The organism is Vibrio sp. 10N.222.55.B11 (assembly GCF_041473705.1).
Classification (GTDB): Bacteria; Pseudomonadota; Gammaproteobacteria; order Enterobacterales; family Vibrionaceae; genus Vibrio; species Vibrio crassostreae_C.
Window position 1 is genome coordinate 1 of the sequence record NZ_JBFRST010000022.1, and the last position, 25,979, is coordinate 25,979.

Consider the following 25,979-nt stretch of genomic DNA (forward strand, 5'->3'; position numbering starts at 1 on the left):
TTTAACTGATCGGCATTACCTCTAACTAGAGGCTCTTTTCGCAATAAACTAGATAGTTACCGTGATTATGCGTTGATTCCCGCGTGGCGCAGCATTGCGTCGATTTGTGGCTCACGACCACGGAAGCGTTTGAACAGCTCCATTGGCTCTTCACTGCCACCCATTTCAAGGATGTTGTTCAGGAAGCGATTACCCGTTTCAGTGTTGAAGATACCCTCTTCTTCAAATGCTGAGAACGCATCTGCCGATAGCACTTCTGCCCACAGGTAGCTGTAGTAGCCCGCGCTGTAACCACCAGCAAAGATATGACCAAAGCTGTGTGAGAAACGGTTCCAATCTAGGCTTGGCAGTACCGACACCTTAGACTTAACATCCGCTAGCGTTTCTAGTACGCGAGCACCCACTTCAGGGTCGTATTCTGTGTGTAGCGTGAAATCGAACAAACCAAGCTCTAGCTGACGCAGGATAAACATCGCAGATTGGAAGTTCTTCGCCGCTAGCATCTTCTCTAGCATCTCTTTTGGTAGCGCTTCACCCGTTTCGAAGTGACCAGAGATGAACGACAGCGCTTCTTCTTCCCAACACCAGTTTTCTAGGAACTGACTTGGTAGCTCAACCGCATCCCAAGGCACACCATTGATACCCGCAACTGCGCCCGCTTCTACTTGCGTTAGCATGTGGTGGATACCGTGGCCGAATTCGTGGAACAAGGTCACCACTTCATCGTGAGTAAACAGTGCTGGCTTATCACCAACTGGCTTATTGAAGTTACACGTTAGGTAAGCAACCGGGGTCTGTAGCTCGCCAGATTCGGTAATGCGACGACCACGACAGTCATCCATCCAAGCGCCACCACGTTTGTGTTCACGTGCGTATAGATCTAGGTAGAAGCTACCACGCAGTGTTCCAGTCGCATCAAAGATATCAAAGAAACGCACTGACTCATGCCAAGTGTCTACGCCTTGACGCTCTGTTACCGACATACCAAACACGCGGTTCAGTACCTCAAACAGGCCTGAAACCACATTCGATTCAGGGAAGTATGGGCGAAGCTCTTCATCAGAGATCTCGAACAGGTTCTGCTTCTGCTTTTCGCTGTAGTAAGCGATGTCCCATAGGTTTAGCTCAGAAACACCAAACTCTTTCTCTGCAAACTGACGCAGCTCTTCAACTTCACGCTCACCTTGTGGTTTTGCTTTTACTGCTAGGTCGTTCAGGAAGCCAAGAACCTGATCTGGCGTCTCAGCCATCTTAGTCGACAGTGATTTTTCGCTGTAAGTACTGAAACCAAGCATGCGCGCGATCTCGTGGCGCAGCTTAAGTTGCTCGGTGATGATCTCAGTGTTGTCCCACTTACCTGCGTTTGGACCGCGATCTGAAGCGCGCGTTACGTACGCTTCATAAAGCTCTTTACGCAGTTCTTGGTTATCACAGTAGGTCATCACAGGTAGGTATGATGGGATATCTAAAGTCAGTAGGTAGCCTTCTTGCTCTTTAGACTCAGCCGCCGCTTGAGCTGCCGCCAGTGCTGATTCAGGCATACCTGCCAGCTCAGCTACGTCTGTGATCTGCTTGCTCCAACCCATGGTTGCATCAAGCACGTTATTTGAGAATTGAGAGCCTAACTCAGACTGGCGCTTGCTGATCTCGCCGTAACGATGCTGTTCATCTGCAGGTAAGCCAATGCCCGACAATTCAAAGTCGCGCAGTGCGTCGGTAATAGTTTTTTGTTGAGCTCGGTTCAGTGCAGAGAATGCTTCACTCGCCTTGATCGCTTTATACGCTTCGAACAAGCCTTTGTGTTGGCCAACCCAAGTGCCGTATTCAGATAGCACAGGTAAGCAGCTCTCATACGCTTCACGCAGTTCGTCACTGTTCACGACAGAGTTCATATGGCTTACAGGTGACCAAATGCGACCTAAACGATCATCCACTTCTTCAATTGGAGCAACTAGGTTGTCCCAGCTTGGTGAAGTATTACCTTCAAGTACTTGTTCTATCTTGTTGCGACACGCTTCAATCACTTGCTCAACTGCAGGCTTTACGTGCTCTGGCTTGATCTGTGAAAACGGAGGTAAGTCCGTGAAGGTTAATAGCGGATTAGACATATAAACATTCCTTTGGCTTTAGAGACTTTCGTCTTTTTTGTAATGAGGTCGTCTTACAGTCATCAGGCTAAAGTTCGCCCTAAAAAATCACCTGCGAATAGTTATTAAATAGTGCCCATAAAGGCAAATTTCAATAGTAGAACCAATAACTAACTGCAGATAGCTGACGACTGTCCCTGAATTGTTCGAGAATTTATGGTCCATTGAGGGTTATAATAGTCTGATTAACCCCACCTACACTAACCACACTCTAATTCGAGAGTGTTACGAGAGTTTAATTTGTTAAGTTATCGCCACAGCTTCCACGCAGGTAACCATGCCGACGTAGTAAAGCATATCGTACAGAGCCTTATTCTTAATTCTTTGAAACAAAAGGATAAGCCTTTTGTTTATCATGACACTCACTCTGGTGTAGGTCGTTACGACTTAACGCATGAATGGTCTGAAAAAACCGGTGAATACAAGCAAGGTATTGCTCGTGTGTGGGAGCAAACAGACCTTCCTGAAGACATTCAAAGCTACCTTGAGTCTATTTCCATTCTCAATAATGGCGAGAAACTGCGTTACTACCCGGGTTCACCACGTGTTGCACGTGCACACCTGCGTGACCAAGACCGCATGGTACTGACTGAGCTTCACCCAGCCGATCACCCGCTGCTTGAGCAAGAGTTCCACCGTGATCGTCAGGTATCTATCTACAAAGAAGATGGTTTTAAGCGCTTAAAGGGCAGCCTGCCACCAAAAGAACGTCGTGGTTTAGTACTGATCGACCCGCCTTACGAGCTGGCAAAAGAGTACCGTGATGTCGTGACTGCAATCGCTCAAAGCCACAAGCGCTGGGCAACCGGTATCTACGCAATTTGGTACCCGGTAGTAAATCGCTGTGATATCGAAGATATGATCGAAGGTCTCGAAGGCTTAGGCATCAACAAGATTCTACAAATCGAACTTGGCGTATCACCAGACACCAACGAGCGTGGCATGACGGCATCAGGCATGATCGTGATTAACCCGCCTTGGAAGCTAGAAAGCCAAATGAAAGAGATTCTTCCATTCTTGAAGGAAGCAATTGCGCCAGCGACCGGTCACTTCAAAGTAGAGTGGATCGTACCCGAGTAATCTCGAGTCCACATCATAGACTGAAGAATCTTCAACAGACTGTGATGTGGACGAATAAATTTTAAACAGGGAGATTGAGTTCAACCGATCTGCCCTCAATATAATAATTAGACAATTTAAGAATCTATAGGACGTAGGTATCCAGTGCTCTCACTGTGACTACAACCTTCAATAAATGGAGAAAGTAATGGCGACTCATTTTGATTACATCTGTATCGGTGGCGGTTCAGGCGGCATCGCATCGGCTAACCGCGCAGCTATGCACGGTGCAAAAGTTGCACTTATCGAAGCTCAAGACCTTGGTGGTACTTGTGTAAACGTTGGTTGTGTTCCTAAAAAGGTAATGTGGCACGGCGCTCAAGTCGCTGAAGCAATCAACCTATACTCTGAGGACTACGGCTTCGACGTTGAAGTAAAAAGCTTTAACTGGAGCAAGCTGATTGAAAACCGCCAAGCGTACATTGGTCGTATCCACCAATCTTACGACCGCGTACTAGGTAACAACAAAGTAAACGTAATCAAAGGCTTTGCTAAGTTCGTTGATGAAAAGACAGTTGAAGTGAACGGTGAACACTACACAGCAGATCACATCCTGATCGCGGTAGGTGGTCGTCCAACAATTCCAAACATCCCAGGTGCAGAATACGGCATCGACTCAAATGGCTTCTTCGACCTAATGGAGCAACCAAAACGCGTTGCGGTTATCGGTGCTGGCTACATCGCAGTTGAGATCGCAGGTGTACTAAGCGCACTAGGCACAGAAACACACTTGTTCTGTCGTAAAGAATCTCCACTACGTAGCTTCGATCCAATGATCATCGAAACGCTAGTAGAAGTAATGGAAGCAGAAGGTCCAACACTTCACACGCACTCAGTGCCTAAAGAAGTTGTGAAAGAAGCGGATGGCACACTGACTCTACACCTAGAGAACGGCAACACTCAAAACGTTGACCACCTAATCTGGGCTATCGGTCGCCATCCAGCAACTGACGCTATCAACCTAGCATCAACTGGCGTTGAGACGAACGATCGTGGCTACATCAAAGTAGACGAGTTCCAAGCGACTAACGTTCCTGGCATCTACTGTGTTGGCGACATCATGGAAGGTGGCATCGAGCTAACTCCTGTAGCGGTTAAAGCAGGTCGTCAGCTTTCTGAGCGTCTATTCAACGGTCAAACTAACGCGAAAATGGACTACAACCTAGTTCCTACTGTTGTATTCAGCCACCCACCTATCGGCACGATTGGTCTAACGACTCAAGAAGCTGAAGAGAAGTACGGCAAAGACAACATCAAGGTTTACACATCTGGCTTCACTGCGATGTACACAGCAGTAACCAAGCACCGTCAACCTTGTAAGATGAAGCTAGTATGTGCTGGCGAAGAAGAGACTGTCGTTGGCCTACACGGCATCGGTTTCACGGTTGATGAGATGATTCAAGGCTTCGGCGTTGCAATGAAGATGGGCGCAACCAAAGCAGACTTCGACTCTGTTGTGGCAATTCACCCAACGGGCAGCGAAGAGTTTGTTACCATGAGATAATCAACGTCTTAGTTGAGCTCTCTTTAGAAGCAGGCCTTGTGCCTGCTTTTTTTATGCCCGCTTTGAACCTTGGTTCTCGATTCGACGTAACACAAATATCCACCTATCTAGATCAGCAACGGAGTTTGTGATGAATCTACTAATTGAATCATTTGAAGGCGGGATCTACTTGGCTTACCAAATTATTGGCGAGCAAAAGCAGTTAATCAAAGACGACCAACAGCACCCAATGAAGTTTTTAAGTGTTAACCAAGCGCGCGACCACTTTAGCGATCGAGGCGTAGCATCGGCAATGTTGGTTCACAACAGTGCTTACGACGAGATGTGTGGTGAGCATTGTGGTAATACCCAACCATTCGAGATTGATTTGAAATGGAGTTGAATCAAATTCAAATCAATCGTGATAAAAATAGAAAGGCTTGTACTAGTGCAAGCCTTTTTCTTTTGGGTCATATTTCTTATCGAGCTGTGCGTTTTTGTCTTCGCTTGATATTTTGCTCTTTCACAACAAAGTCGAACAATGGTGCGAACAATGGTGCGAACAAGTTAGCAAACAAGATAGCCAGCATAATGCCCTCTGGGTAGGCTGGATTAAGCACTCGAATACCGACCGTCATCACGCCGATCAAAATCCCATAGGCCCATTTACTCTGATTGGTAAACGCGGCAGATACAGGGTCTGTTGCCATGAAGAAGGTACCAAAGGCAACACCACCCAACACAAAGTGCCAGTAAAACGGCATCGAAAACATCGAGTTAGTATCCGACCCTATCCAGTTCAGTAAACTCGACGTCACGACAAGCCCAACAATCACACCGGCGACAATGCGCCAAGACGCTATCTTCATCACAATCAAAATCAACCCCGTCAGCATGATAAGCAGTGACGACACCTCACCCATCGAACCTGGAATATTACCGATAAAGGCATCCATCCAGGTGATCGCCTCGCCAGTCATATTATTGATTAGTGACGGGCTGCCCCCCTCATACCATTGGCTCAGTGGGGTCGCGCCTGAATAGCCGTCAGCAGCAACCCATACCAACCCACCGGACATGTTGGCTGGATAGGCAAAGTAAAGGAACGCGCGTCCTGCAAGGGCTGGGTTAAGGAAATTTCGCCCTGTGCCGCCGAATAACTCTTTGGCGACAACAATACCAAAGGTGATACCTAACGCGGCTTGCCAAAGCGGGATGGTTGGCGGGAGGATGAGTGCAAACAGCACAGAGCTAACAAAAAAACCTTCATTAACTTCGTGCTTACGAACGACAGCAAACAGTACCTCCCAGACGCCACCTACTACAAACACCGTGGCATAAACGGGTAGGAAATAGAGTGCACCAAGCAACATCTGACTTGCCCAGCCACTTGCCATCAATGACTGCGCATCACCAAATGCCCACGACAGACGCCAGCTACTCTCGATAACCGAGGCAAGTTCATTTAATTGATAACTGGATGTGAGTGCGAGAACGCTTTGGTGTCCGACGTTATACATTCCCCAGAACATTGCCGGGAAGGTCGCCAACCACACCAAAATCATAATGCGCTTTAGGTCAATGCTGTCACGAACATGGGTTATGCCGCGGTTTACGTTTCCGGGTGTATAGAATATTGTCGCGAAAGCTTCATACACTGGGTAGAGCTTTTCGTACTTACCACCGGCTTCAAAGCGTGGAGCCACGTCTTCTAATCGTTTCTTTAAACTCATAATCTCAATCACCTTATTGCTTGAGTTCTGGTTTTCTACGCATCAGCCGCGCTATTTGAACAATTTTTAACGATTTTTAATCAAATTCGTCTTGAAGAACGAGTGTCTAAAAGTCGAACCGATGTTGAAAAAGAGAGGCGTATAAACAACAAAGCCCCAGCAATGGCTGAGGCTTATTTGGTTTGGTAACGGTCGTCGTTACTTAACGCACATCACATTAAGCAATGAAGAACCTTTCAACTGGTTGACGTTACCGTTGGTAAACAGACCTTTCTTATCTGCGCCCCAATAAGGGAGATGCATTGGCCAGTTCTGTTTTTCCATAACCTTTGAGCTCAAGATGCTTTGCCATTGCTTCTCACTCATCAGCTTCATGTTGACCTGATTACACACCAATTCAGCGCTATCGTAATCTAGGCGGCTCCAAGGCTTACCTTGCTCCATGTAGAACTGTTGTTGATGATCTAGAAGGTAAGGAATCGCATATTGGCTACCCGCAACGTCTGCTTTCACGCGAATCTCGATCTCTAGATCATTATCTGAGCTCGCGTTACCGCTTGGTAGCGTCTGAATTGCTGCAGCGCTCGCTACCGCCGCCACTTGCTTAGTAGCCACAGGTTTCGGTGCAGGCTTAGCTTCTACTTTTGCAGGAGCCTTGTGCGTCACCGCTTTTGGCTCTGCTGGTTTTGCCACAATAGGCTGTGATGAGGTTTTCGACTTATCGACCATACGAATAAAGGCTTCACCGTAACCAGAAACCTTACGCACCTGAGCTAGGTCTTTTCTCGCATCAGAGAAGGTAGAATAAGGTCCGATTAAGCAACGGTAGTCTCCGCCTTCCGGCTTCATCCAAACGTTGGTCGAGATCTTCTCATACAAAGGCTTTGCTCGGCTCAGTGACAAAGGCTTGTTCAGCAGGCCACATTGAACCCAAAACAGTTCGTTATCTGAATGACGTTTTGGTGCTTTACTGCCCCACACGCCCTTACCGATCGGACATGATTGCTCTAGCTGTGGTAATTGGTTGGTGCTTGCCTGAGTTGCATCACATAGAACCGACTCTGCATTCACTTGGCTCGATACCAAAAGAGATGCAGCGATAAGTCCCATACGATAATTTCTCGTCACTGCACGACATATAGCATTCATTGTCAATTTCATAACCACCACTTAAACCCTTACGGGTTAATTATTACCGAATCAATGTCGATAAAACATGAATTCCATTTTAAGTATTATTGACAGTATCAATGATACTAAGTTCCAGATCCATTAAGCAAAAAAAGAGCCGTAATTGCTTACGGCTCTTAGTTTAGTGACTTTTTTTTCTAAAAATCAAACCGCGCTATCACCCTTTATAAATTTTAGGGTTAAACACGTCACGTAACCAGTCGCCTAGTAGGTTAATAACTAGAACTAATGTTACCAAAAGCACACCTGGGAATGCCGTGATCCACCATGCTCCTGAGAAAATGTAGTTAAAACCAGTACTGATCAGGGCACCGAGTGACGGTTGGTCTACCGGAAGGCCTAAACCTAGGAAAGAAAGTGCCGCTTCTGACATGATGGCATTTGCCACCTGTACCGTAGAGATAACCAAAATTGGCGATAAACAGTTAGGCAGAATATGGCGGAACATGATGCGAGGCGCTCTAAAGCCCATCACACGTGCCGCTTCTACGTACTCTTTCTTCTTCTCTGCCAATACCGATGCACGAATCGTTCGAGCGTACTGCGGCCATTCGGCAATACCGATGATCACCACCAGCATAACAACGGCATATTGCGCGTAGAAGTCACTACCGAAACTCGCCTTAAAGATAGCCGAGACAATGATCGCAACCATCATGGTTGAGAACGAAAGCTGAACATCGGCAAAACGCATCAGGAAGCTATCGATACGACCACCGAAGTAACCCGCAGACAGACCAATGATGATACCTAGAGTCAGCTGAAGGCCAACCGCTAAGAAACCAATCGTCAATGAAAGACGAGAGCCATAAAGCATGGTCGATAAGATGTCACGACCTTGCTCATCAGTACCCAGTAAGAAACGTTCTTCGCCGTCTTCCATCCAAGATGGTGGCAACTCAGAATCCATGATGTCGATAGACGTCACGTCATACGGGTCTGTTGGTGCTAGAATCGGTGCCGCTAATGCCATAACAAGGAAAGCTGCAAAGATAGCGAAGCTGACCATTGCCACTTTATCGCGTAAGAAGTAGTACAGAATGTCTGACTGCTTGAATCGCTCCCAACGAGATGGAGCTGTTGTTGTGTGTTCCATGATTATGCTCCTTTCCCTGTAATGTTCACTGTTGGGTTAATGATGCCGTAAAGCAGGTCAACAATGGTGTTAGTTACTACGAAGATCAGGCCAACGAAGATAACGTATGCGGTAATCAGTGGTGTATCCACTCGGTTAATCGCTTCAAGGAATAGGAAGCCGGTACCCGGCCACTGGAATACAGTTTCAGTAAGAATGGTGTAAGCCACCATAGTACCGATTTGAACACCGCCTACCGTTAGTACTGGCAGCATTGTGTTTTTCAAAGCGTGTTGGTAGTAAATCTTGTTCAGCGCTAGGCCTTTTGCTTTACCAAACTTGATATATTCAGAGCTAAGAACCTCTAGCATTTCAGAGCGTACTAGACGAATGAACAGAGGCAGCATGATAGATGCTAGAGCAATACTCGGCAGCACTAAGTGTGCAAGGCCATCTATCGTTAAGAAACCAGACTCCCAGCCAAACCAGTTTGCGGTCTCACCACGTCCAAACGACGGCAGCCAACCTAACTCAATAGAGAATACATACATCAACATGATTGCGGTTAAGAAAACAGGCACAGAAATGCCGATACTACTGCCCGCCATCACCAGTTTAGTGAAGAAGCTTTTTGGGTGTATTGCAGAATAAACGCCAAGTGGAATCGACAGACAAACAATGATCAGAGAAGCGCCGAACACAAGCTCAAGCGTTGCGACTAGTTTATCTAAGATTACGTCCACAGCTGGGCGTTTAAAGAAATATGAAGTACCAAGATCACCTTGTAGAGCTGCGCCCACAAAGCGAGTGTATTTTGTAATGAAGGGATCATTTAAGCCGAGTTCATCACGCAGCGCTTGACGCTCCGATTCTGAAACAGATTGACCGACTAACTCACGCAACGGGTCGCCCAGGTTATCCTGAATGGCAAACGCCACCAAACTGATCACAAACATCACTATCAGTGCCTGAAACAGGCGCTTGACCAGAAACGTAACCATTCCTTGCCCCTTATCTATCCATGACTATCTAGTCGAAATCCGCGACTAGATAACAAAATTCAGTCTTAAAAAAGGTATTTAGCCAGACTGAAGGAAGACCAAATACCGAAACTTAAATCTATATCTTAATAATTTGAGAGCCTGAAAAGCTTCAGGCTCTCGATTCTAGCAAGCTAGATTATTTTACAACTAGGTCGCCGAAGTAAGGCATAACCATTGGGTTTACTACGTCTGCTGCACCTACGTTAGACTTCGCGCCCCACGCTTCACTTTGCCAGTGTAGCGGTACGAATGCTGCGTCGTTGTAAAGTGTTGCTTCAACGCCTTTCAGCATTTCAGCACGCTTAACTGGGTCAGTTTCAGTGTTAGAAGCTTCTACGATCGCATCCATTTCTGGGTTTGAGTAGCCAGAACAGTTGTATTGACCACGACCAGTCTCTTCGTTACGAGTCATAGTTAGGAACTCGTTGAAGTTAGCTGAATCTTCTGTATCTGAGTGCCAGCCGATCATCATCATGTCTGCTGAACATAGGTCAAACTCAGGCCAGTACTGTGCTTTAGGCATAGTTTTAAGATCAACTTTGATACCAATCTTAGACAGCATTGCCGCAGACGCTTGCGCTACTTTCGCATCGTTCACGTAACGGTTGTTTGGAGCCATCATAGTTAGCGTAAAGCCATCTTCGTAGCCCGCTTCTTTCATCAGCTCTTTCGCTTTTTTCAGATCGTAACGAGGAACTAGGTCTTCGTTGTGACCCGCGTAGCCTGTTGGGCTTTGCTGACCAGCTGCTGTTGCGAAGCCTTTCATGATCTTCTTAACGATACCTTCGTTGTTGATTGCGTGAACAATCGCCTGACGAACGCGAACATCTTTAAGTGCTTCGTTGCTGTTTTGGTTCATTTGGAACGTGATGATACGAGTACCAGGTAGCGTCACTAGATCGATGTTCTTAGCATTTTTAACACGCTTGTGATCGTTTGGTGCTACTGGGTGAATCATATCAACGTCGCCAGAAAGAAGTGCTGCAACACGTGTTGCGTCTTCTTTGATTGGCACAAGTGTTAGCTTGTCTACGTTGCCTTCAGTTTCTGTGTCCCAGTAATCGTTGAAACGCTCGAACGTTACTTTAACGCCTTGCTCACGCTGCGTTACGATAAATGGACCAGTACCTGAAACGTTAGTCGAAGCAAACGAGTTACCGTGCTTAACTAGCTCAGACTTGTCTTTACCTTCCGCTGTTTGGCCAGAGTAGAACTTGCTGTCCATTGGGAAGATGTAAGTTGCTGTTTGTAGTACTAGTGGGTAAGCCGCTTTTGATACTAGCTCAACTGTGTAGTCATCCACTTTTACCATTTTTTCGTATGGCGTGAAGATAGACTTAAAGTCTGGAGAAGCTTGTAGACGTTCAAAAGTCCACACAACATCATCAGCAGTCAGTTCGTTACCAGAGTGGAATTTCACACCTTTACGTAGGTTGAAGCGGAAAGTCGTTTCATCAACACGCTCCCAGCTAGATGCTAGGCGGCCTTCAAAATCCATCTCTTGAGTGAAACGTACTAGAGGGTCAAACACCATGTGAGACATTTGCAGTGTGCCACCAGACAGCTGCTCGTGCGGGTCAAGTGATACTGGGTCAGCTGCGTAGCCAACGGTAATATCTGCTGCTGCTGCACTAAAGCTTAGGCCAGCTGCCATTAAAGCTACTGCTAATTTGCTTTTCATGGTTTTCATTGCATAACTCCTTCATGCGGGAATCCAGATCCCTAGTTGTTGTATTTGCGTCTGTTTATTGTTGTTAGCAAGCTAAACTCCAGCCTGCTGATTTTTATACCGCGGCTTGTGCCACTGCTTTTTCTTCTCTTAAGCCTGTAAATTCAGGCATTAAAGAAATCAGTTGTTTGCTGTATTCATGCTGAGGTGATTGGAACAGCTGCTCCGTTGGCGCAACCTCCAATAATGTCCCCATCTGCATCACACCAACACGGTCACACATTTGGCGAATAACCGGTAGATCGTGACTGATGAACAGCATGGTTAGGTTTAGCTCGTCTTGTAAGTCTTTTAGTAGGTTAAGAATCTGAGCCTGTACCGACACGTCCAGTGCCGATGTTGGTTCATCACAAATCAAAAGACGTGGGCGAGTCGCCAAAGCGCGAGCGATAGAAATACGCTGACGTTGACCACCTGAGAATTCGTGTGGGTACTTCACCCCAGCCATTTTGCCTAAACCCACGTGCTCTAGCAGGTCGTTCACGATCTGACGAGTTTCATTTTCGTTGCGAGTAAGCTTATGGAATCGGATAGGTTCAGCAATGATGTCGAATATCTTCATTCGAGGGTTCATTGATGTGTAAGGGTTTTGGAAAACCATCTGCATTTGACGACGCATAGGGCGACGTTCTTTTTCAGATTTCAGACCAGTAAGATCAACGCCTTCAAACGTTACCTTGCCTGAGTTTGGTGCGTACAAGCCAGCAATCACACGAGCAATCGTTGATTTACCTGAACCTGATTCACCTACTAAACCAAACGTCTCACCTTCATGCACTTCAAAGCTCACGTTGTTTGATGCTTGAACGTACTCACGACGGCTCTCAAAGAAAGAATCTTTGGTAGTAAAGCGTAAGTTTACGTTCTCAACGTTCAACAGAGGGCCAGTGTAATCACGGTGATCTTGGCTTTGACCTAACCAGTGGTTCTTCACATTCAATGGTTCCATCTCTTGTGCTTCTTCGATGTAGCTAACAAGAGGGAAACGATCGAGTTTGCGATCCGAACGAGGAACCGCAGAGATAAGACTGTGTGTATATGGGTGCTCAGGAGTACCCAGAACTTTCGCTGTTGGGCCAAACTCAACTAAGTCACCACGATACATAACGGCTACGCGGTCGGTAACGTTAGATACCACGCCCATGTCGTGCGTGACCAACATGCAACCTACGTTCTTCTTAATACATAGGTCGCGAATCAAACCCAAGATCTGGTCTTGGATAGAAACATCCAGTGCTGTTGTTGGTTCATCTGCGATGATTAGGTCAGGTTCACCTGCCAATGCGATCGCGATAACCACACGCTGACGCATACCGCCAGAGAATTGGTGAGGGTACTGCTTTAAACGGTTTTCTGGTTGTGGGATACCCACTTGGTTCATCAAGTCTAATGAGCGCTGGTAGGCTTCTTGATCCGAAACCTTCATGTTGGCATGAATCGTCTCTTTTAACTGCTGTTCTACTGTGAATAGAGGGTTAAGAGAAGTCATTGGGTCTTGGAAGATAAAACCAATCTTTGAGCCGCGAACAGAACGCATCTGTTCAGGAGATAAACCAGAGACTTTTTCGCCATCCAGAAATACCTCGCCGCTAGCAATGCGGCCAGGAGGGCTCAGCAAATCGATCACAGCATTACCTACTGTTGATTTACCTGCACCAGACTCGCCTACAACACCAACAATCTCACCACGTTCAATGTTGAACGAAAGTGATTTAACTGCGGCGTGAACTCCATGACGAGATGGGTATTCGATACGAAGATTTTTTACTTCTAAAAGTGACATTACCAGACCTCTACTGCTTTGGCAGCTTTCTGCCCTGTCTGCAAAATTGAATCCATTCTTACCAGAATATTGTTCTGATATTTTATACGGTTGACAATTTGGCAAATAATTCACAGAAAAGCAACAAAAATAGGATAAAAAGTCGACATTAAACGCTTAGCAAGCAAAAGTGCCACATAACTATTCACCAAAAGAGCATATAGTAAGAAAAATCAACATTATATTATCGGCAAGAAATACTCACAAACTCCTTACCACTACTTACTTGTAGAGTTAAAGCCGTGCTTCAAAGCAGATCTCACTACCAGTCACTAAAAACAAATAATTATTCCAAAAAAAAATTAACACTATAGAAACAAACGCTAATTTTGTTAATTTGAACAAATAAAACAACCAGATAAACGTTAATTAGCCATACATTTAACCATCTGTATTATTTTGGTAAATACAAAACAGACAAACGAAAGGCCTAATAAATCAGAGGAGTTTTTGAACGACCAAATGCGTACAAAGCTGTCAAATTCAGGCCTTAGTGAGCAAATTTAGGGTCAGGTTTCACTTTTCATAAAAGTCTTTAGACCAAACCCATTAATATGTCGAATTATTGAGCACTCCATTTATATAAAATTAGATATAGAACTGTACATTTGATAAAGAAAGCAACTCTGTAGCAGCACCATTATCAAGCAGATCGTTAGGAATCTGTCTTATATAGGAAGGGGAGATAGATGTAAGAAGCCCCGTCATTTCTGACGCGGACGGCTAGTTGAGGCTTCTTAAGTGATCAGTGAAGAGACATTCTTTAAACATCAGGCGAACCCCACTCTGTTCAAGTTATCTAAGTTTCAGATGTAAAAAAGCCCTAGTCTTTCGACTAGGGCTTCTTAAGGTGGTCGGTGAAGAGGGATTCGAACCCCCGACCCTCTGGTCCCAAACCAGATGCGCTACCAAGCTGCGCTATTCACCGAGACGTTTCGTTTGATTTCTCAAACTGGGAACTTCAAAGAAGCTACCAAAATTAATGGGGTGGCTAACGAGATTCGAACTCGCGACCACCGGAATCACAATCCAGGGCTCTACCAACTGAGCTATAGCCACCACTAATTTTTTATATAACCGCTTAAAAGCGATTATTGAAATAGTGGTCGGTGAAGAGGGATTCGAACCCCCGACCCTCTGGTCCCAAACCAGATGCGCTACCAAGCTGCGCTATTCACCGACTAGTTTTGTATCGACTCTTGGGAATAATGAATCAACACTGGAAGCCGAAGCTACCGATATTTTGTAAAGAAAGAATGGGGTGGCTAACGAGATTCGAACTCGCGACCACCGGAATCACAATCCAGGGCTCTACCAACTGAGCTATAGCCACCATTATTTCTTTTTGCCAATTTCTCACTTACCGAAGTAAGAGACCGGATGGCGCGCCTGAAAGGATTCGAACCTTCGGCCTTTGGCTCCGGAGGCCAACGCTCTATCCAGCTGAGCTACAGGCGCATGCCCTGTCGGCGGAGTGGAATAATACGTATATCACCCAATGCCGTCTAGTACTTTTTTAACTTTTTTTTCTGTTTGGTCTCTTTTTCGACAGTTAATATGTGATAAACCCCTTATTTGAGTACTACAACCCGCCACAGCTTATAAGTTGTTGTTTATTGCAACAACTTATCGGGATATAATCACCCATTATTTACATTGGTTTAACAGTTGCTCTTTGCTGGTTAAAGCCAAAACACCCTTCCAACACTATAAATTGGTAAGCATGTACTTACCTTGGGAATGTAAAGTGAGTTTAATGGATATGTCTCGTCGAATTTTAAGCGTTGTCATCGCAGTTTTAACCTTTTCAACTGGCGCAATGGCTGCAGGCCTAAGCGAAGCGGAGCACGATGCAATTGCTGAACGCATCAAACCAGTTGGCCAAGTTTACCTAGTCGGCAGCGAGCCAGTAGCCGCAGAACCAACAGGCCCTCGTGATGGCGCAGCAGTTTACGGTACCTTTTGTATCGCTTGTCACGCATCTGGCGTAAGTGGCGCACCTAAAACAGGTGATGCTGGTGACTGGGGTCCTCGCATTGCTCAAGGTCGCGACATTCTAGCTGACCACGCAATCAACGGCTTCAATGCGATGCCAGCGAAAGGTTCATGTATGGATTGTTCAGACGACGAAATCAAAGATGCTATCGAGCACATGATTGCCGGTCTGTAATTAAAAATGCCAGATTCAGAAAGGGTGACCTCATGGTCACCTTTTTTATTGGCTTCTATATAGTGCGATTAAAGTAGGGCATTACTTCTTGTTGAACATCGCTCGAATATTCGCAATGTGCGCCTGCCCTTTTTCCATTCTTTCTTCAGCGGATTGAGGCTTCTTAACGCTTTCCCACTCCACATCATCGTGCGGCAGCTCATCGAGGAAGCGGCTTTGTGTTGGCTTTATTAATTCACCATATTGACGACGTTCACGACACTTAGTAAAAGTCAGCTCTTTCTGCGCTCGAGTAATCCCCACATACATAAGACGACGTTCTTCTTCTACGTTGCCTTCATCGACACTGGTTTGGTGCGGCAAGATGCCCTCTTCTGCACCCATCAGGAATACATATGGGAACTCTAGACCTTTCGATGCATGCAATGTCATTAATTGGACTTGATCTGCATCGTCATCATCCTCACCACGCTCCATCATATCGCGCAGCGTTAAACGTTGAACCACCTCGCGCAGGGTTTTCTCTTCTTTATCGTAGTTGTCACCCTCAAGATCGGCCACAATCCAGCTATACAGATCAGAGACGTTCTTCATTCGCATTTCAGCGGCTTTCGGGCTCGCTGAGGTTTCGTACAACCAATCTTCGTAGTTGATGTCACGAACCAAAGAACGAACGGCTTCAACCGTATTACCACGCTCGGCATTGTCTGAGATACGAACAATCCAGTCACCGAAGCGGCGCAAATTTTCTAAACCACGCCCCGTCAGTGTCTGCTCTAAGCCCATCTCAAAGCTGGCTTCAAACAAGCTCTTGCCACGCATATTGGCGTAGCTGCCTAGCTTTTCTAGCGTAACCGGGCCAATCTCACGACGTGGTGTGTTTACAATACGCAGGAAGGCGTTGTCATCATCAGGGTTCACCAACACACGTAGGTAAGCCATGATGTCTTTAATTTCTGCTCTGGCGAAAAAGGATGTACCGCCTGAGATTTTGTAAGGCACACGGTTCTGCATCAAGGCTTTTTCAATCAAGCGAGATTGGTGGTTACCGCGGTAAAGCACTGCGTAATCTTTGTATTCTGTGCGATTCAAAAACTTGTGGGCGATGATCTCACCGGTAATACGCTCTGCTTCATGCTCTTCATTCTTAGCATTTAATACCTTGAGCTTTTCACCATCTGGGATCTCAGAGAACAGTGACTTCTCATAGACGTGCGGATTGTTGGCGATCAAGATGTTCGCTGCTCGCAAAATTCGACTGGTCGAGCGGTAGTTTTGCTCTAGTTTGATCAAGCGTAGGTTCGGGTAATCCTCACCTAACAAAACCAAGTTTTGTGGTTTTGCGCCACGCCATGAGTAAATAGATTGGTCATCATCACCTACGACCGTCAAACGACCACGTTCACCCACCAGTAAACGAACCAACTCATATTGGCTAGTGTTGGTATCTTGATATTCATCGACCAGCAAATAACGAATACGAGACTGCCAGCGTTCACGCACTTCTTGATTGGTTTTCAGTAGCAATACTGGCATCGCAATCAGATCATCAAAATCGAGTGCGTTATAGGCCTTCATTTGTTTTTGATACATCTCAAAACAGAATGCAAACAACTGCTCTTGTTCACCTTGAGCTCTTGCTTTCGCCTGATCTGGCGTCAGCATGTCATTCTTCCAGTTTGAGATGGTACTCATCAAAGAACGCAGCAGATCCTTATCACCATCGATCTGTGTTTCGGTTAGTTCTTTAAGTAGAGCTAACTGGTCTTGGTCATCAAACAGCGAGAAGCCTGCTTTCAGACCCAGCGCTTTGTATTCTCGGCGAATGATAGTTAAACCCATGGTATGGAACGTTGAAACGATCAGACCTTTAGATTCACCTTTACCTAGAGTTTGACCCACACGCTCTTTCATCTCGCGTGCCGCTTTATTGGTAAAGGTTACCGCTGCAATATTACGAGCCTTGTAGCCACACTCTTGAACCAAGTAAGCAATCTTGTTGGTGATAACACGTGTTTTACCCGATCCAGCGCCCGCTAATACTAAGCAGGGACCAGAAACATACTTCACGGCTTCATCTTGTCTTGGGTTCAGTCTCATTTGATTCTCAATTTGGTCTAGAGGGGCGAATTCAATTGCGCGCCTATAATAATGCTGCAACACCACGAATGCTACGTTCTCTTATACAAGATTTTTACGCTGATTATGTAAAACTTTGTTGCACATGTGTGTGGTTATTAGGCTATAATGAATGAACGTTCATTCATTGGTGGTTGAAATATGACAACTCATGCACCTCGGGATAAACGCCAGCAAATACTTTCTGCAGCTGAAAAGCTAATTGCAGAGGTCGGTTTCCAAGGCCTTTCAATGCAAAAATTAGCCAAAGAAGCGGGAGTGGCTGCAGGCACTATCTATCGCTACTTCGATGATAAAGAGCATTTGATAGAAGATGTTCGAATGCTCGTGACTCAAAGAGTAGCTGATGCTGTTCAACAAGGGGTTAATGATTCGGATCCAATTAAACAACGCTACCGTACTATGTGGTTGAACATATGGAACTTAGCAGGAACGAATTTAGCCGCAATAAAAAATCGGGTTCAGTATGACTCTCTACCCATCACAAATAGCCTAAACTTCAGGGAACTAGAACGTAAAATGTTTGCCCAAGTTGAGCTGCTATTTAATGAGGGGAAAGAACAAGGATTGTTTAAACCACTTAACAATGAAGTATTAGGTGGATTGAGCTTGGCGGCTAGTGTTTCTCTAGCACGCAAGCATTCTTTAGGATTTTACCAACTTGATGAGGCAGAACTAGAATCTGCAATCGAAGCCAGTTGGGACGCAATAATTAAACACTAGATCGGAGTTTTGACCATAATGAAAAAGTGGACTTTCTTCATGTTACTCATCGCTGTACTACTTTTCGGCAGCGTTATTGGGTTTAACATGTTCAAACAACAAAAAATTGCTGAGTATATGGCCAACCGCCCTGAACCCGAGTTTCCCGTAACGGTAACTGAAGTTCAGCCGATCGACTGGGTTCCCGTAATTGAAGCTATCGGCTTCATCGAACCAAATCAAGGTGTGACACTAGCGAACGAAACTAGCGGTGTTATTGACCAAATTTCTTTCGAATCGGGTACTGATGTTAAGAGTGGTCAGCAACTGGTACGTCTTGATTCTGACGTAGAGAAAGCCAACCTTAAGAGTTCTGAAGCTCGTTTGCCTGCTGCGAAAGCAAAATACAAGCGTTACCAAGGTCTATTCAAGAAAGGCTCTATTTCTAAAGAAGCGTACGATGAAGCAGAAGCTAACTACTTCTCTCTTTCAGCTGATATTGAAAGTCTAAAAGCGTCTATCGATCGTCGCGAAATTCGCGCACCATTCGATGGTACCGTTGGTATCCGCAATGTTTACCTAGGCCAATACCTACAATCAGGTACTGATATTGTTCGCCTGGAAGACACCAGTGTTATGCGCCTACGCTTCACGGTTTCTCAGACTGACATCTCTCGCATCAGTGTGGGTCAAGCAGTTGATATCTTCGTTGACGCTTACCCTGAAATCCCATTTGAGGGCTCTATCAGCGCAATTGAACCTGCAGTAAGCGTGCAAAGTGGTCTTATTCAAGTTCAAGCAGACATTCCAAACAATGATGGCAAGCTTCGTAGCGGTATGTTCGCTCGCGCTAACATCATTCTGCCTAAATTAGAGAACCAAGTAACTCTGCCTCAAACAGCGATTACTTTCACTCTATACGGCGACAATGTTTATATCCTAACTGAAGAAGACGGCGTTCAACGCGTTACTCAACATGTTGTAAAAGTAGGTGAACGTACTGCTGATATCGCACACATCCTTGAGGGTGTGAAAGCGGGCGATACCGTTGTGACTTCTGGCCAAGTACGTCTAAGTAACGGTGCCAAAGTTAAGGTTGTGGAAAGTGATGCAATCACACCACCATCTGAAACACCTATGCTGTAACCGGAGGCACAATGCGCTTTACTGATGTTTTTATTAAACGTCCAGTTCTAGCGGTATCCATCAGCTTTTTGATTGCGCTGCTTGGCTTACAAGCAATCTTCAAAATGCAGGTGCGTGAATACCCTGAAATGACGAATACCGTAGTAACCGTCACCACGAGTTACTACGGTGCAAGTGCCGATCTTATCCAAGGCTTTATCACCCAGCCCCTCGAGCAGGCTGTGGCCCAAGCGGATAACATCGACTATATGACTTCTTCTTCTGTACTCGGTAGCTCGACGATTACCGTGAACATGAAGTTGAACACAGACCCGAATGCGGCGCTGTCTGACATACTGGCCAAGACTAACTCGGTACGTTCTCAGCTTCCTAAAGAAGCCGAAGATCCAACCGTAACTATGTCTACCGGTTCAACAACGGCGGTACTCTACATTGGTTTTACCAGTGATGAGTTGGTGTCGAGCCAAATTACCGACTATCTAGAGCGAGTAATCAACCCGCAACTATTTACGGTAAATGGCGTATCTAAAGTTGACCTATATGGTGGTATGAAATACGCACTACGCGTATGGCTAGACCCGTCAAAAATGGCTGCAGTTAATTTAACCGCTAGCGATGTGATGTCGGTACTGAATGCCAACAACTACCAATCGGCAACCGGTCAGGCAACGGGTGAGTTCGTTCTCTACAACGGCAGTGCTGATACCCAAGTATCTAACGTTGAAGAGCTAGAGAATCTTGTAGTACGAAGCGGTGCAGGCGAAATAATCCGTCTATCTGACATTGCTAAGGTTTCGCTAGAGAAAAGCCACGATGTGTACCGTGCAAGTGCGAACGGTCAGGAAGCGGTTGTTGCAGCGATTAACGCGGCACCAAGTGCTAACCCGATCAACATTGCAGCCGATGTTCTTGAGCTTCTTCCTCAGCTAGAGAAGAACCTACCAAGCAACATCTCAATGAACGTAATGTATGACTCAACAATTGCGATTAACGAATCGATTCAAGAGGTAATCAAGACCATCCTTGAAGCAGCATTAATCGTGCTGGTTGTAATTACCTTGTTCCTGGGTTCTTTCCGTGCGGTTCTTATTCCTATCGTTACTATCCCACTGTCTTTGATTGGTGTGGCAATGGTAATGCAGGCGATGGGCTTCTCTTGGAACCTGATGACGCTACTGGCAATGGTACTCGCCATCGGCCTGGTAGTAGATGATGCGATCGTAGTACTAGAAAACGTCGACCGACATATCAAGCTCGGGGAGTCCCCTTTCCGTGCTGCAATCATCGGTACTCGTGAAATCGCGGTGCCAGTTATTGCAATGACATTAACACTAGGCGCGGTATACGCTCCTATCGCAATGATGGGTGGTATCACAGGCTCGCTATTTAAAGAGTTTGCGTTAACCCTAGCAGGTTCGGTATTTGTATCCGGTATCGTGGCATTAACGCTGTCGCCAATGATGTGTTCAAAGATGCTGAAAGCTCATGCTGAGCCAAGCAAGTTTGAACAAAAGGTACATAGCGTACTGGATGGTATGACTAACCGTTACGAGCGTATGCTTGGTGCGGTAATGAACCATCGCCCAGTATTCATTGGCTTTGCGGTTATCGTATTTGCCAGTTTACCTATGCTGTTTAAGTTCATCCCAAGTGAGCTAGCACCTTCTGAAGATAAAGGTGTAATCATGTTAATGGGTACAGCGCCATCAAATGCTAACTTAGACTTCATGCAAAATACCATGAACGACGTAAACAAGATTCTGTCGGATCAGCCAGAAGTCGCTTACGCACAGGTGTTTACTGGTGTACCTAATGCAAACCAAGCGTTTGGTATCGCATCTATGGTTCCATGGAGTGAGCGTGAGGCGAGCCAATCAGACGTAGCAAACCGCGTTGGTGGTTTAGTTAAAGATGTTCCGGGAATGGCGGTAACTGCATTCCAAATGCCAGAACTACCAGGTGCAGGTTCAGGTCTTCCAATTCAGTTTGTTATTACAACACCAAACAGTTTTGAGAGCTTGTTCCAAATCACTACTGACATTTTAGCGGATGTAGCATCGAACCCGCTGTTCGTTTACTCAGATCTTGATCTGAACTACGACTCAGCAACGATGAAAGTACACATCGATAAAGACAAAGCAGGCGCATACGGTGTGACCATGCAAGATATCGGTATCACCCTTGGTACCATGATGTCTGATGGCTACGTAAACCGTATCGACTTAAACGGTCGTTCTTATGAGGTTATCCCTCAAGTAGAGCGTAAGTTCCGTTTGAACCCTGAATCGATGAATAACTACTATGTACGTGCTGCGGATGGTAAAGCGGTGCCACTGGGCAGTTTAATTACGATTGATGTTGTGGCAGAGCCTCGCTCTCTTCCTCACTTCAACCAATTGAACTCAGCAACGATTGGTGCAGTACCAGCTCCTGGCGCGGCGATGGGTGATGCGATTGCATGGTTTGAAGATACGGCAACGAACAAGCTACCAAGTGGCTACAACCACGATTACATGGGTGAAGCTCGTCAATACGTAACAGAAGGTAGCGCACTTTACGCAACCTTTTGTCTGGCGCTAGCAATCATCTTCTTGGTACTGGCGATTCAGTTCGAATCTCTAAAAGATCCACTGGTTATCATGGTATCTGTACCACTGGCGATCTGTGGTGCCCTAATTGCTCTAGCTTGGGGTGCGGCAACGATGAACATCTACTCACAAGTAGGTTTAATCACGCTGGTCGGCCTGATTACCAAGCACGGTATATTAATCTGTGAGGTTGCAAAAGAAGAACAACTGCATCACCACAAGACTCGTATTGAAGCGGTGATGGAAGCAGCAAAAGTTCGTCTTCGTCCAATTCTGATGACAACAGCTGCGATGATCGCGGGTCTAATCCCACTGATGTACGCAAGTGGTGCAGGTGCAGCTCAGCGCTTTAGTATCGGTATCGTAATCGTTGCTGGTCTAGCGATTGGTACTATCTTTACGCTATTTGTACTGCCAGTGATTTACAGCTACCTAGCTGAAAAACACAAACCTCTTCCTGTATTTGTGGAAGACAAAGATCTAGAAAAACTAGCTCGCGTCGATGAAGCAAAAGCAGCACACAGAGAATTAGCAGATAACAAGTAATCGCTAAGTCGTAAAACAATCAAAAAGGCTACTTCGGTGGCCTTTTTTTATACGCGATAGGCGACATCTCAAGTGTGATTAAATAGAATAGTGATAAATAGTCAGGAGTTTTAATCGATATGTTTGATCCAAAAAAACTAGAGCAAATTGCTAAGCAGATCCACGATTCTATGCCTCAACCAGTAAAAGAGCTTGGTTCAGACGTAGACCAAAAAGTTCGCCAAGTTATCCAAGGCCAACTCAACAAGCTAGACGTTGTGAGCCGTGAAGAGTTTGATGTTCAAACACAAGTACTGCTTCGCACTCGCCAGAAGCTCACTGAAATGGAACAAAAACTGGCTGAACTAGAAGCAAAGCTTTCAGACAAATAGTCATTTTTTTCAATCAGTTCAAGTTCGAATAAAGGCTTACCTTCGGGTAAGCCTTTATTTTTTCCTCAATCTATCAAGCCTTCACCGGTAAAATAGTTGCAAGCATAAAAAAGCCCCGAACAAATGTTCAGGGCTATTTTTATTCAGTGATGAACTGGAAGATTAACCGCCAACAGCGATACGCTTCATGTCGCTCATGTAGCTACGTAGCTCTTCACCAATGTATTCTACAGGGTGGTTACGGATAGCTTCGTTTACTTCAATTAGCTTAGCGTTATCAACTTGGTTAGATGTCTCACCTAGACCACGGCCGATGACGTCCGTTGCTACTGAAGGCATGAACTTCTCACGTAGTAGCGGTGTTGCTACGTTAGCGAATAGGTAGTTACCGTACTCAGCAGTATCAGAGATTACAACGTTCATTTCGTAAAGACGCTTACGAGCAACTGTGTTTGCGATTAGTGGAAGCTCATGTAGAGATTCGTAGTAAGCAGACTCATCAATGATGCCTGATGCCGTCATAGCTTCGAATGCTAGCTCAACACCGGCACGAACCATAGCAACCATTAGGATACCGTTGTCGAAGTACTCTTGCTCTGAGATTTCTACGTCAGAAGCTGGGTAGTTTTCGAATGCAGTTTCGCCTGTCTCTTCACGCCAGCCTAGTAGGTTCACGTCATCGTTCGCCCAGTCAGCCATCATTGTGCTAGAGAAGTGACCAGAGATGATGTCATCCATGTGCTTGTTGTAAAGCGGACGCATTAGGTCTTTAAGCTCTTCAGAAAGCTCAAACGCTTTAACTTTAGCCGGGTTAGATAGGCGATCCATCATGTGGGTTACGCCACCAAACTTAAGTGCTTCAGTAATCGTTTCCCAACCGTATTGTAGAAGCTTGCCTGCGTAGCCAGGTTCGATGCCATCAGCAATCATCTTCTCGTAAGATACGATAGAACCCGCTTGTAGCATGCCACAAAGGATAGTTTGCTCACCCATCAGGTCAGATTTAACTTCTGCTACGAAAGAAGACTCTAGGCAACCTGCACGGTGACCACCAGTACCTGCAGCCCAAGCTTTAGCGATATCCCAACCTTCGCCTTTAGGGTCGTTTTCTGGGTGAACAGCGATAAGTGTTGGTACACCGAAGCCACGTTTGTACTCTTCGCGAACTTCAGAGCCAGGACACTTAGGTGCAACCATTACTACAGTAAGGTCAGCACGTAATTGCATGCCTTCTTCCACAACGTTGAAGCCGTGAGAGTAACCAAGAGCAGCGCCTTGCTTCATTAGAGGCATTACTGTTTCAACAACGTTTGTGTGTTGCTTATCAGGAGTAAGGTTGATTACTAGGTCTGCTTGAGGGATTAGCGTTTCGTAGCTACCCACAACAAAGCCGTTTTCATCAGCATTTTTGAATGATTGACGCTTTTCATCAATTGCCGCTTGGCGTAGAGCGTAAGATACGTCTAGACCAGAATCACGCATATTTAGACCTTGGTTTAGGCCTTGAGCACCACAACCAACAATTACGATTTTCTTACCTTCAAGGTATTCAGCTTCTGTCGCGAATTCTTCACGATCCATAAAGCGGCAACGACCTAATTGGTCTAGTTGTTCATGAAGGTTTAATGTATTGAAATAGTTAGCCATTCTAGGGCACTCCTTTAAAAATAAGTCCGTAAGGTCGATATCTCTCTATCGAATGACTTCATACTAAAACAGACACTCCGTTGCTGAAAGTGATATATTCACAATTAGTTATTGCAATAAATGCAACATGGAAACGATCGCAGAACATGAACATAAAATCTCTACAATTATTTATACATTTATGCGACAGCAAGAGTTTCAGCAAAACCGCTGCTGCTATGCACGTCAGTCCTTCAGCGCTGAGCCGTCAGATACAAAAGCTTGAAGAGGAAACAGGACAAGAACTGCTAATCAGAGACAACCGCAGTGTTGATCTTACCCCAGCAGGAAAACACCTATTGCCTGTAGCATTGAGCATCGTGGGAGAGTGGCAGCAATATAACCTTCACCTGAAGGGCGGAGAGCAAGAACTTAAAGGTGAGATCCGTATATTTTGTTCAGTAACGGCTAGCTACAGTCACCTACCTGAACTCATAACCGAATTTAGGGCTATTCATCCGTATATTGAATTTAAGCTCTCTACTGGTGATCCAGCTCAATCCATCGACAAGATCTTAAACGATGAAGCGGATATCGCGATTTCAGCAAAGCCAGACATCCTTCCTTCAAGGTTAGAATTCGAAACCATCAGCGATATTCCACTGTCAGTCATCATTCCATCTGGTGTGAGTAGCTTTAGCCAACAACTGCAATCCGATAAGCCAAACTGGAATGAAGTGCCCTTTATCATCCCAGAAGCAGGAACAGCGCGTGAACGAGCCAATGCATGGTTTAAAAAGATGAAGATAAAACCCAACATATACGCGCAAGTTTCTGGCCATGAGGCGATTGTAAGTATGGTGGCACTAGGATGTGGAGTTGGCATCGCACCTGATGTGGTCATAAACAACAGTCCAGTAAGAGATAAAGTTAGCCGCTTAAAGATAGAACCTATCAAGCCATTTGAGTTAGGCGTATGTTGTAAGCGAGCACAGCTAGATAACCCTCTAATTCGAGCGTTCTGGCAAGTTGCAGAAGGGAAATATTTAGCGGACTAGTCGTCATTGTTTTAAATACAAAAAAGGGAAGAGCACGTCAGTGCCCTTCCCCTTTTATTTATGTATATCGCAGATAAGAAAAAAGCCCGCTGATTTCTCAGCGGGCTTTCTAATGGTGGTGGAGGGATAGGGATTTGAACCCTAGAACCGCTATTAACGGTTGCCGGTTTTCAAGACCGGTGCTTTCGACCACTCAGCCATCCCTCCAAAAAATTGTCATCAACAGATTAGTACACTGTAGATGTTGTTACATGTATACACAGGTAACGATATTTAAAGCCTGGCGATGTC

The 25,979-nt window shown here is 45.6% G+C and carries 18 protein-coding genes and 6 tRNA genes; 9 read left to right on the forward strand and 15 right to left on the reverse strand.

The genetic code is table 11. The features are described from left to right. Positions 1-65: 65 nt before the first annotated feature. The gene (gene prlC / locus AB4503_RS10025) at positions 66-2,108 is read right to left on the reverse strand and encodes an oligopeptidase A (RefSeq protein WP_171732313.1); all 2,043 of its coding nucleotides are present in this window, start codon (positions 2,106-2,108) and stop codon (positions 66-68) included. Between the two features lie 279 nt (positions 2,109-2,387). On the opposite strand from prlC, the gene AB4503_RS10030 reads away from it, so the two are divergent. The 3 genes from AB4503_RS10030 to AB4503_RS10040 all read left to right on the forward strand — a co-directional run bounded on the left by AB4503_RS10030 (position 2,388) and on the right by AB4503_RS10040 (position 5,152). Beyond that, positions 2,388-3,227: a 23S rRNA (adenine(2030)-N(6))-methyltransferase RlmJ gene (locus AB4503_RS10030; RefSeq protein WP_017060143.1), complete on the forward strand. Its 840-nt coding sequence runs from the start codon at positions 2,388-2,390 to the stop codon at positions 3,225-3,227. Between the two features lie 187 nt (positions 3,228-3,414). Then, a complete protein-coding gene (gene gorA / locus AB4503_RS10035; protein WP_017070093.1) occupies positions 3,415-4,770 on the forward strand; it encodes a glutathione-disulfide reductase in 1,356 nt (451 codons plus the stop codon). A gap of 130 nt (positions 4,771-4,900) precedes the next feature. Then, complete coding sequence (locus AB4503_RS10040; RefSeq protein WP_010433424.1) at positions 4,901-5,152, forward strand: DUF6482 family protein; 252 nt, start codon at positions 4,901-4,903, stop codon at positions 5,150-5,152. 76 nt (positions 5,153-5,228) lie between these two features. Here AB4503_RS10040 and AB4503_RS10045 read toward each other — a convergent pair whose 3' ends face one another. From AB4503_RS10045 to AB4503_RS10095, 11 genes are all read right to left on the reverse strand, one after another. Then, positions 5,229-6,482 carry an NADH:ubiquinone reductase (Na(+)-transporting) subunit B gene (locus AB4503_RS10045; RefSeq protein WP_372114499.1) on the reverse strand — a complete coding sequence of 418 codons (1,254 nt, stop codon included), beginning with the start codon at positions 6,480-6,482 and terminating at the stop codon, positions 5,229-5,231. Between the two features lie 198 nt (positions 6,483-6,680). Then, on the reverse strand, positions 6,681-7,643 hold the full coding sequence (locus AB4503_RS10050; protein WP_372114500.1) for an SPOR domain-containing protein: 963 nt from the start codon (positions 7,641-7,643) through the stop codon (positions 6,681-6,683). Positions 7,644-7,830: 187 nt separating this feature from the next. After that, the gene (locus tag AB4503_RS10055; RefSeq protein WP_048607511.1) at positions 7,831-8,769 is read right to left on the reverse strand and encodes an ABC transporter permease; all 939 of its coding nucleotides are present in this window, start codon (positions 8,767-8,769) and stop codon (positions 7,831-7,833) included. A 2-nt stretch (positions 8,770-8,771) separates the two neighbouring features. Continuing rightward, positions 8,772-9,749, reverse strand: a complete 978-nt coding sequence (locus AB4503_RS10060; protein ID WP_008218600.1) for an ABC transporter permease — start codon at positions 9,747-9,749, stop codon at positions 8,772-8,774. A gap of 178 nt (positions 9,750-9,927) precedes the next feature. After that, the gene (locus AB4503_RS10065) at positions 9,928-11,481 is read right to left on the reverse strand and encodes an ABC transporter substrate-binding protein (protein WP_017060133.1); all 1,554 of its coding nucleotides are present in this window, start codon (positions 11,479-11,481) and stop codon (positions 9,928-9,930) included. A 94-nt stretch (positions 11,482-11,575) separates the two neighbouring features. Beyond that, on the reverse strand, positions 11,576-13,303 hold the full coding sequence (locus AB4503_RS10070; RefSeq protein ID WP_372114503.1) for a dipeptide ABC transporter ATP-binding protein: 1,728 nt from the start codon (positions 13,301-13,303) through the stop codon (positions 11,576-11,578). An 890-nt stretch (positions 13,304-14,193) separates the two neighbouring features. Further along, a tRNA-Pro gene (locus AB4503_RS10075) sits at positions 14,194-14,270 on the reverse strand. Positions 14,271-14,325: 55 nt separating this feature from the next. Continuing rightward, positions 14,326-14,401: transfer RNA gene (locus AB4503_RS10080), tRNA-His, on the reverse strand. Positions 14,402-14,445: 44 nt separating this feature from the next. After that, positions 14,446-14,522: transfer RNA gene (locus tag AB4503_RS10085), tRNA-Pro, on the reverse strand. Between the two features lie 77 nt (positions 14,523-14,599). Then, positions 14,600-14,675, reverse strand: a tRNA-His gene (locus tag AB4503_RS10090). Between the two features lie 48 nt (positions 14,676-14,723). Continuing rightward, positions 14,724-14,800 (reverse strand) — tRNA-Arg (locus AB4503_RS10095). Between the two features lie 298 nt (positions 14,801-15,098). Between AB4503_RS10095 and AB4503_RS10100 the strand changes: the two genes are divergently transcribed. Then, positions 15,099-15,512, forward strand: coding sequence for a cytochrome c5 family protein (locus tag AB4503_RS10100; RefSeq protein WP_017063036.1), 414 nt, complete (start codon positions 15,099-15,101; stop codon positions 15,510-15,512). Between the two features lie 81 nt (positions 15,513-15,593). On the opposite strand, the gene rep is transcribed toward AB4503_RS10100, so the two are convergent. Beyond that, the gene (gene rep, locus AB4503_RS10105) at positions 15,594-17,612 is read right to left on the reverse strand and encodes a DNA helicase Rep (RefSeq protein WP_102428491.1); all 2,019 of its coding nucleotides are present in this window, start codon (positions 17,610-17,612) and stop codon (positions 15,594-15,596) included. A gap of 180 nt (positions 17,613-17,792) precedes the next feature. Here rep and AB4503_RS10110 point away from each other — a divergent pair, with 180 nt between their 5' ends. From AB4503_RS10110 to ubiK, 4 genes are all read left to right on the forward strand, one after another. Further along, the gene (locus tag AB4503_RS10110) at positions 17,793-18,374 is read left to right on the forward strand and encodes a TetR/AcrR family transcriptional regulator (protein WP_017061961.1); all 582 of its coding nucleotides are present in this window, start codon (positions 17,793-17,795) and stop codon (positions 18,372-18,374) included. Between the two features lie 18 nt (positions 18,375-18,392). Next, positions 18,393-19,499 carry an efflux RND transporter periplasmic adaptor subunit gene (locus AB4503_RS10115; protein ID WP_017066594.1) on the forward strand — a complete coding sequence of 369 codons (1,107 nt, stop codon included), beginning with the start codon at positions 18,393-18,395 and terminating at the stop codon, positions 19,497-19,499. Between the two features lie 11 nt (positions 19,500-19,510). Continuing rightward, a complete protein-coding gene (locus tag AB4503_RS10120) occupies positions 19,511-22,633 on the forward strand; it encodes a multidrug efflux RND transporter permease subunit (RefSeq protein ID WP_372114506.1) in 3,123 nt (1,040 codons plus the stop codon). Positions 22,634-22,752: 119 nt separating this feature from the next. After that, positions 22,753-23,004: a ubiquinone biosynthesis accessory factor UbiK gene (ubiK, locus tag AB4503_RS10125; RefSeq protein WP_017061964.1), complete on the forward strand. Its 252-nt coding sequence runs from the start codon at positions 22,753-22,755 to the stop codon at positions 23,002-23,004. A 162-nt stretch (positions 23,005-23,166) separates the two neighbouring features. Here the strand turns inward: ubiK and ilvC are convergent, their stop codons facing one another. Next, the gene (ilvC, locus tag AB4503_RS10130; RefSeq protein ID WP_372114507.1) at positions 23,167-24,651 is read right to left on the reverse strand and encodes a ketol-acid reductoisomerase; all 1,485 of its coding nucleotides are present in this window, start codon (positions 24,649-24,651) and stop codon (positions 23,167-23,169) included. A 146-nt stretch (positions 24,652-24,797) separates the two neighbouring features. On the opposite strand from ilvC, the gene ilvY reads away from it, so the two are divergent. Continuing rightward, entirely contained in the window at positions 24,798-25,688 is an 891-nt protein-coding gene (gene ilvY, locus AB4503_RS10135; RefSeq protein WP_017061966.1) for an HTH-type transcriptional activator IlvY, read from the forward strand. A gap of 116 nt (positions 25,689-25,804) precedes the next feature. Here the strand turns inward: ilvY and AB4503_RS10140 are convergent. Then, a tRNA-Ser gene (locus tag AB4503_RS10140) sits at positions 25,805-25,895 on the reverse strand. Positions 25,896-25,979 lie beyond the last annotated feature (84 nt).

Bases quoted from the DNA above. Each gene is read 5' to 3' on its own strand.
- AB4503_RS10100 (WP_017063036.1), top strand. From the start codon at position 15,099: ATGGATATGTCTCGTCGAATTTTAAGCGTTGTCATCGCAGTTTTAACC.
- ilvY (WP_017061966.1), top strand. From the start codon at position 24,798: ATGAACATAAAATCTCTACAATTATTTATACATTTATGCGACAGCAAG.
- ilvC (WP_372114507.1), bottom strand. From the start codon at position 24,651: ATGGCTAACTATTTCAATACATTAAACCTTCATGAACAACTAGACCAA.
- prlC (WP_171732313.1), bottom strand. From the start codon at position 2,108: ATGTCTAATCCGCTATTAACCTTCACGGACTTACCTCCGTTTTCACAG.
- AB4503_RS10060 (WP_008218600.1), bottom strand. From the start codon at position 9,749: ATGGTTACGTTTCTGGTCAAGCGCCTGTTTCAGGCACTGATAGTGATG.
- rep (WP_102428491.1), bottom strand. From the start codon at position 17,612: ATGAGACTGAACCCAAGACAAGATGAAGCCGTGAAGTATGTTTCTGGT.
- AB4503_RS10115 (WP_017066594.1), top strand. From the start codon at position 18,393: ATGAAAAAGTGGACTTTCTTCATGTTACTCATCGCTGTACTACTTTTC.
- AB4503_RS10050 (WP_372114500.1), bottom strand. From the start codon at position 7,643: ATGAAATTGACAATGAATGCTATATGTCGTGCAGTGACGAGAAATTAT.
- AB4503_RS10070 (WP_372114503.1), bottom strand. From the start codon at position 13,303: ATGTCACTTTTAGAAGTAAAAAATCTTCGTATCGAATACCCATCTCGT.
- AB4503_RS10045 (WP_372114499.1), bottom strand. From the start codon at position 6,482: ATGAGTTTAAAGAAACGATTAGAAGACGTGGCTCCACGCTTTGAAGCC.
- AB4503_RS10040 (WP_010433424.1), top strand. From the start codon at position 4,901: ATGAATCTACTAATTGAATCATTTGAAGGCGGGATCTACTTGGCTTAC.
- gorA (WP_017070093.1), top strand. From the start codon at position 3,415: ATGGCGACTCATTTTGATTACATCTGTATCGGTGGCGGTTCAGGCGGC.
- ubiK (WP_017061964.1), top strand. From the start codon at position 22,753: ATGTTTGATCCAAAAAAACTAGAGCAAATTGCTAAGCAGATCCACGAT.
- AB4503_RS10110 (WP_017061961.1), top strand. From the start codon at position 17,793: ATGACAACTCATGCACCTCGGGATAAACGCCAGCAAATACTTTCTGCA.
- AB4503_RS10055 (WP_048607511.1), bottom strand. From the start codon at position 8,769: ATGGAACACACAACAACAGCTCCATCTCGTTGGGAGCGATTCAAGCAG.
- AB4503_RS10120 (WP_372114506.1), top strand. From the start codon at position 19,511: ATGCGCTTTACTGATGTTTTTATTAAACGTCCAGTTCTAGCGGTATCC.
- AB4503_RS10065 (WP_017060133.1), bottom strand. From the start codon at position 11,481: ATGAAAACCATGAAAAGCAAATTAGCAGTAGCTTTAATGGCAGCTGGC.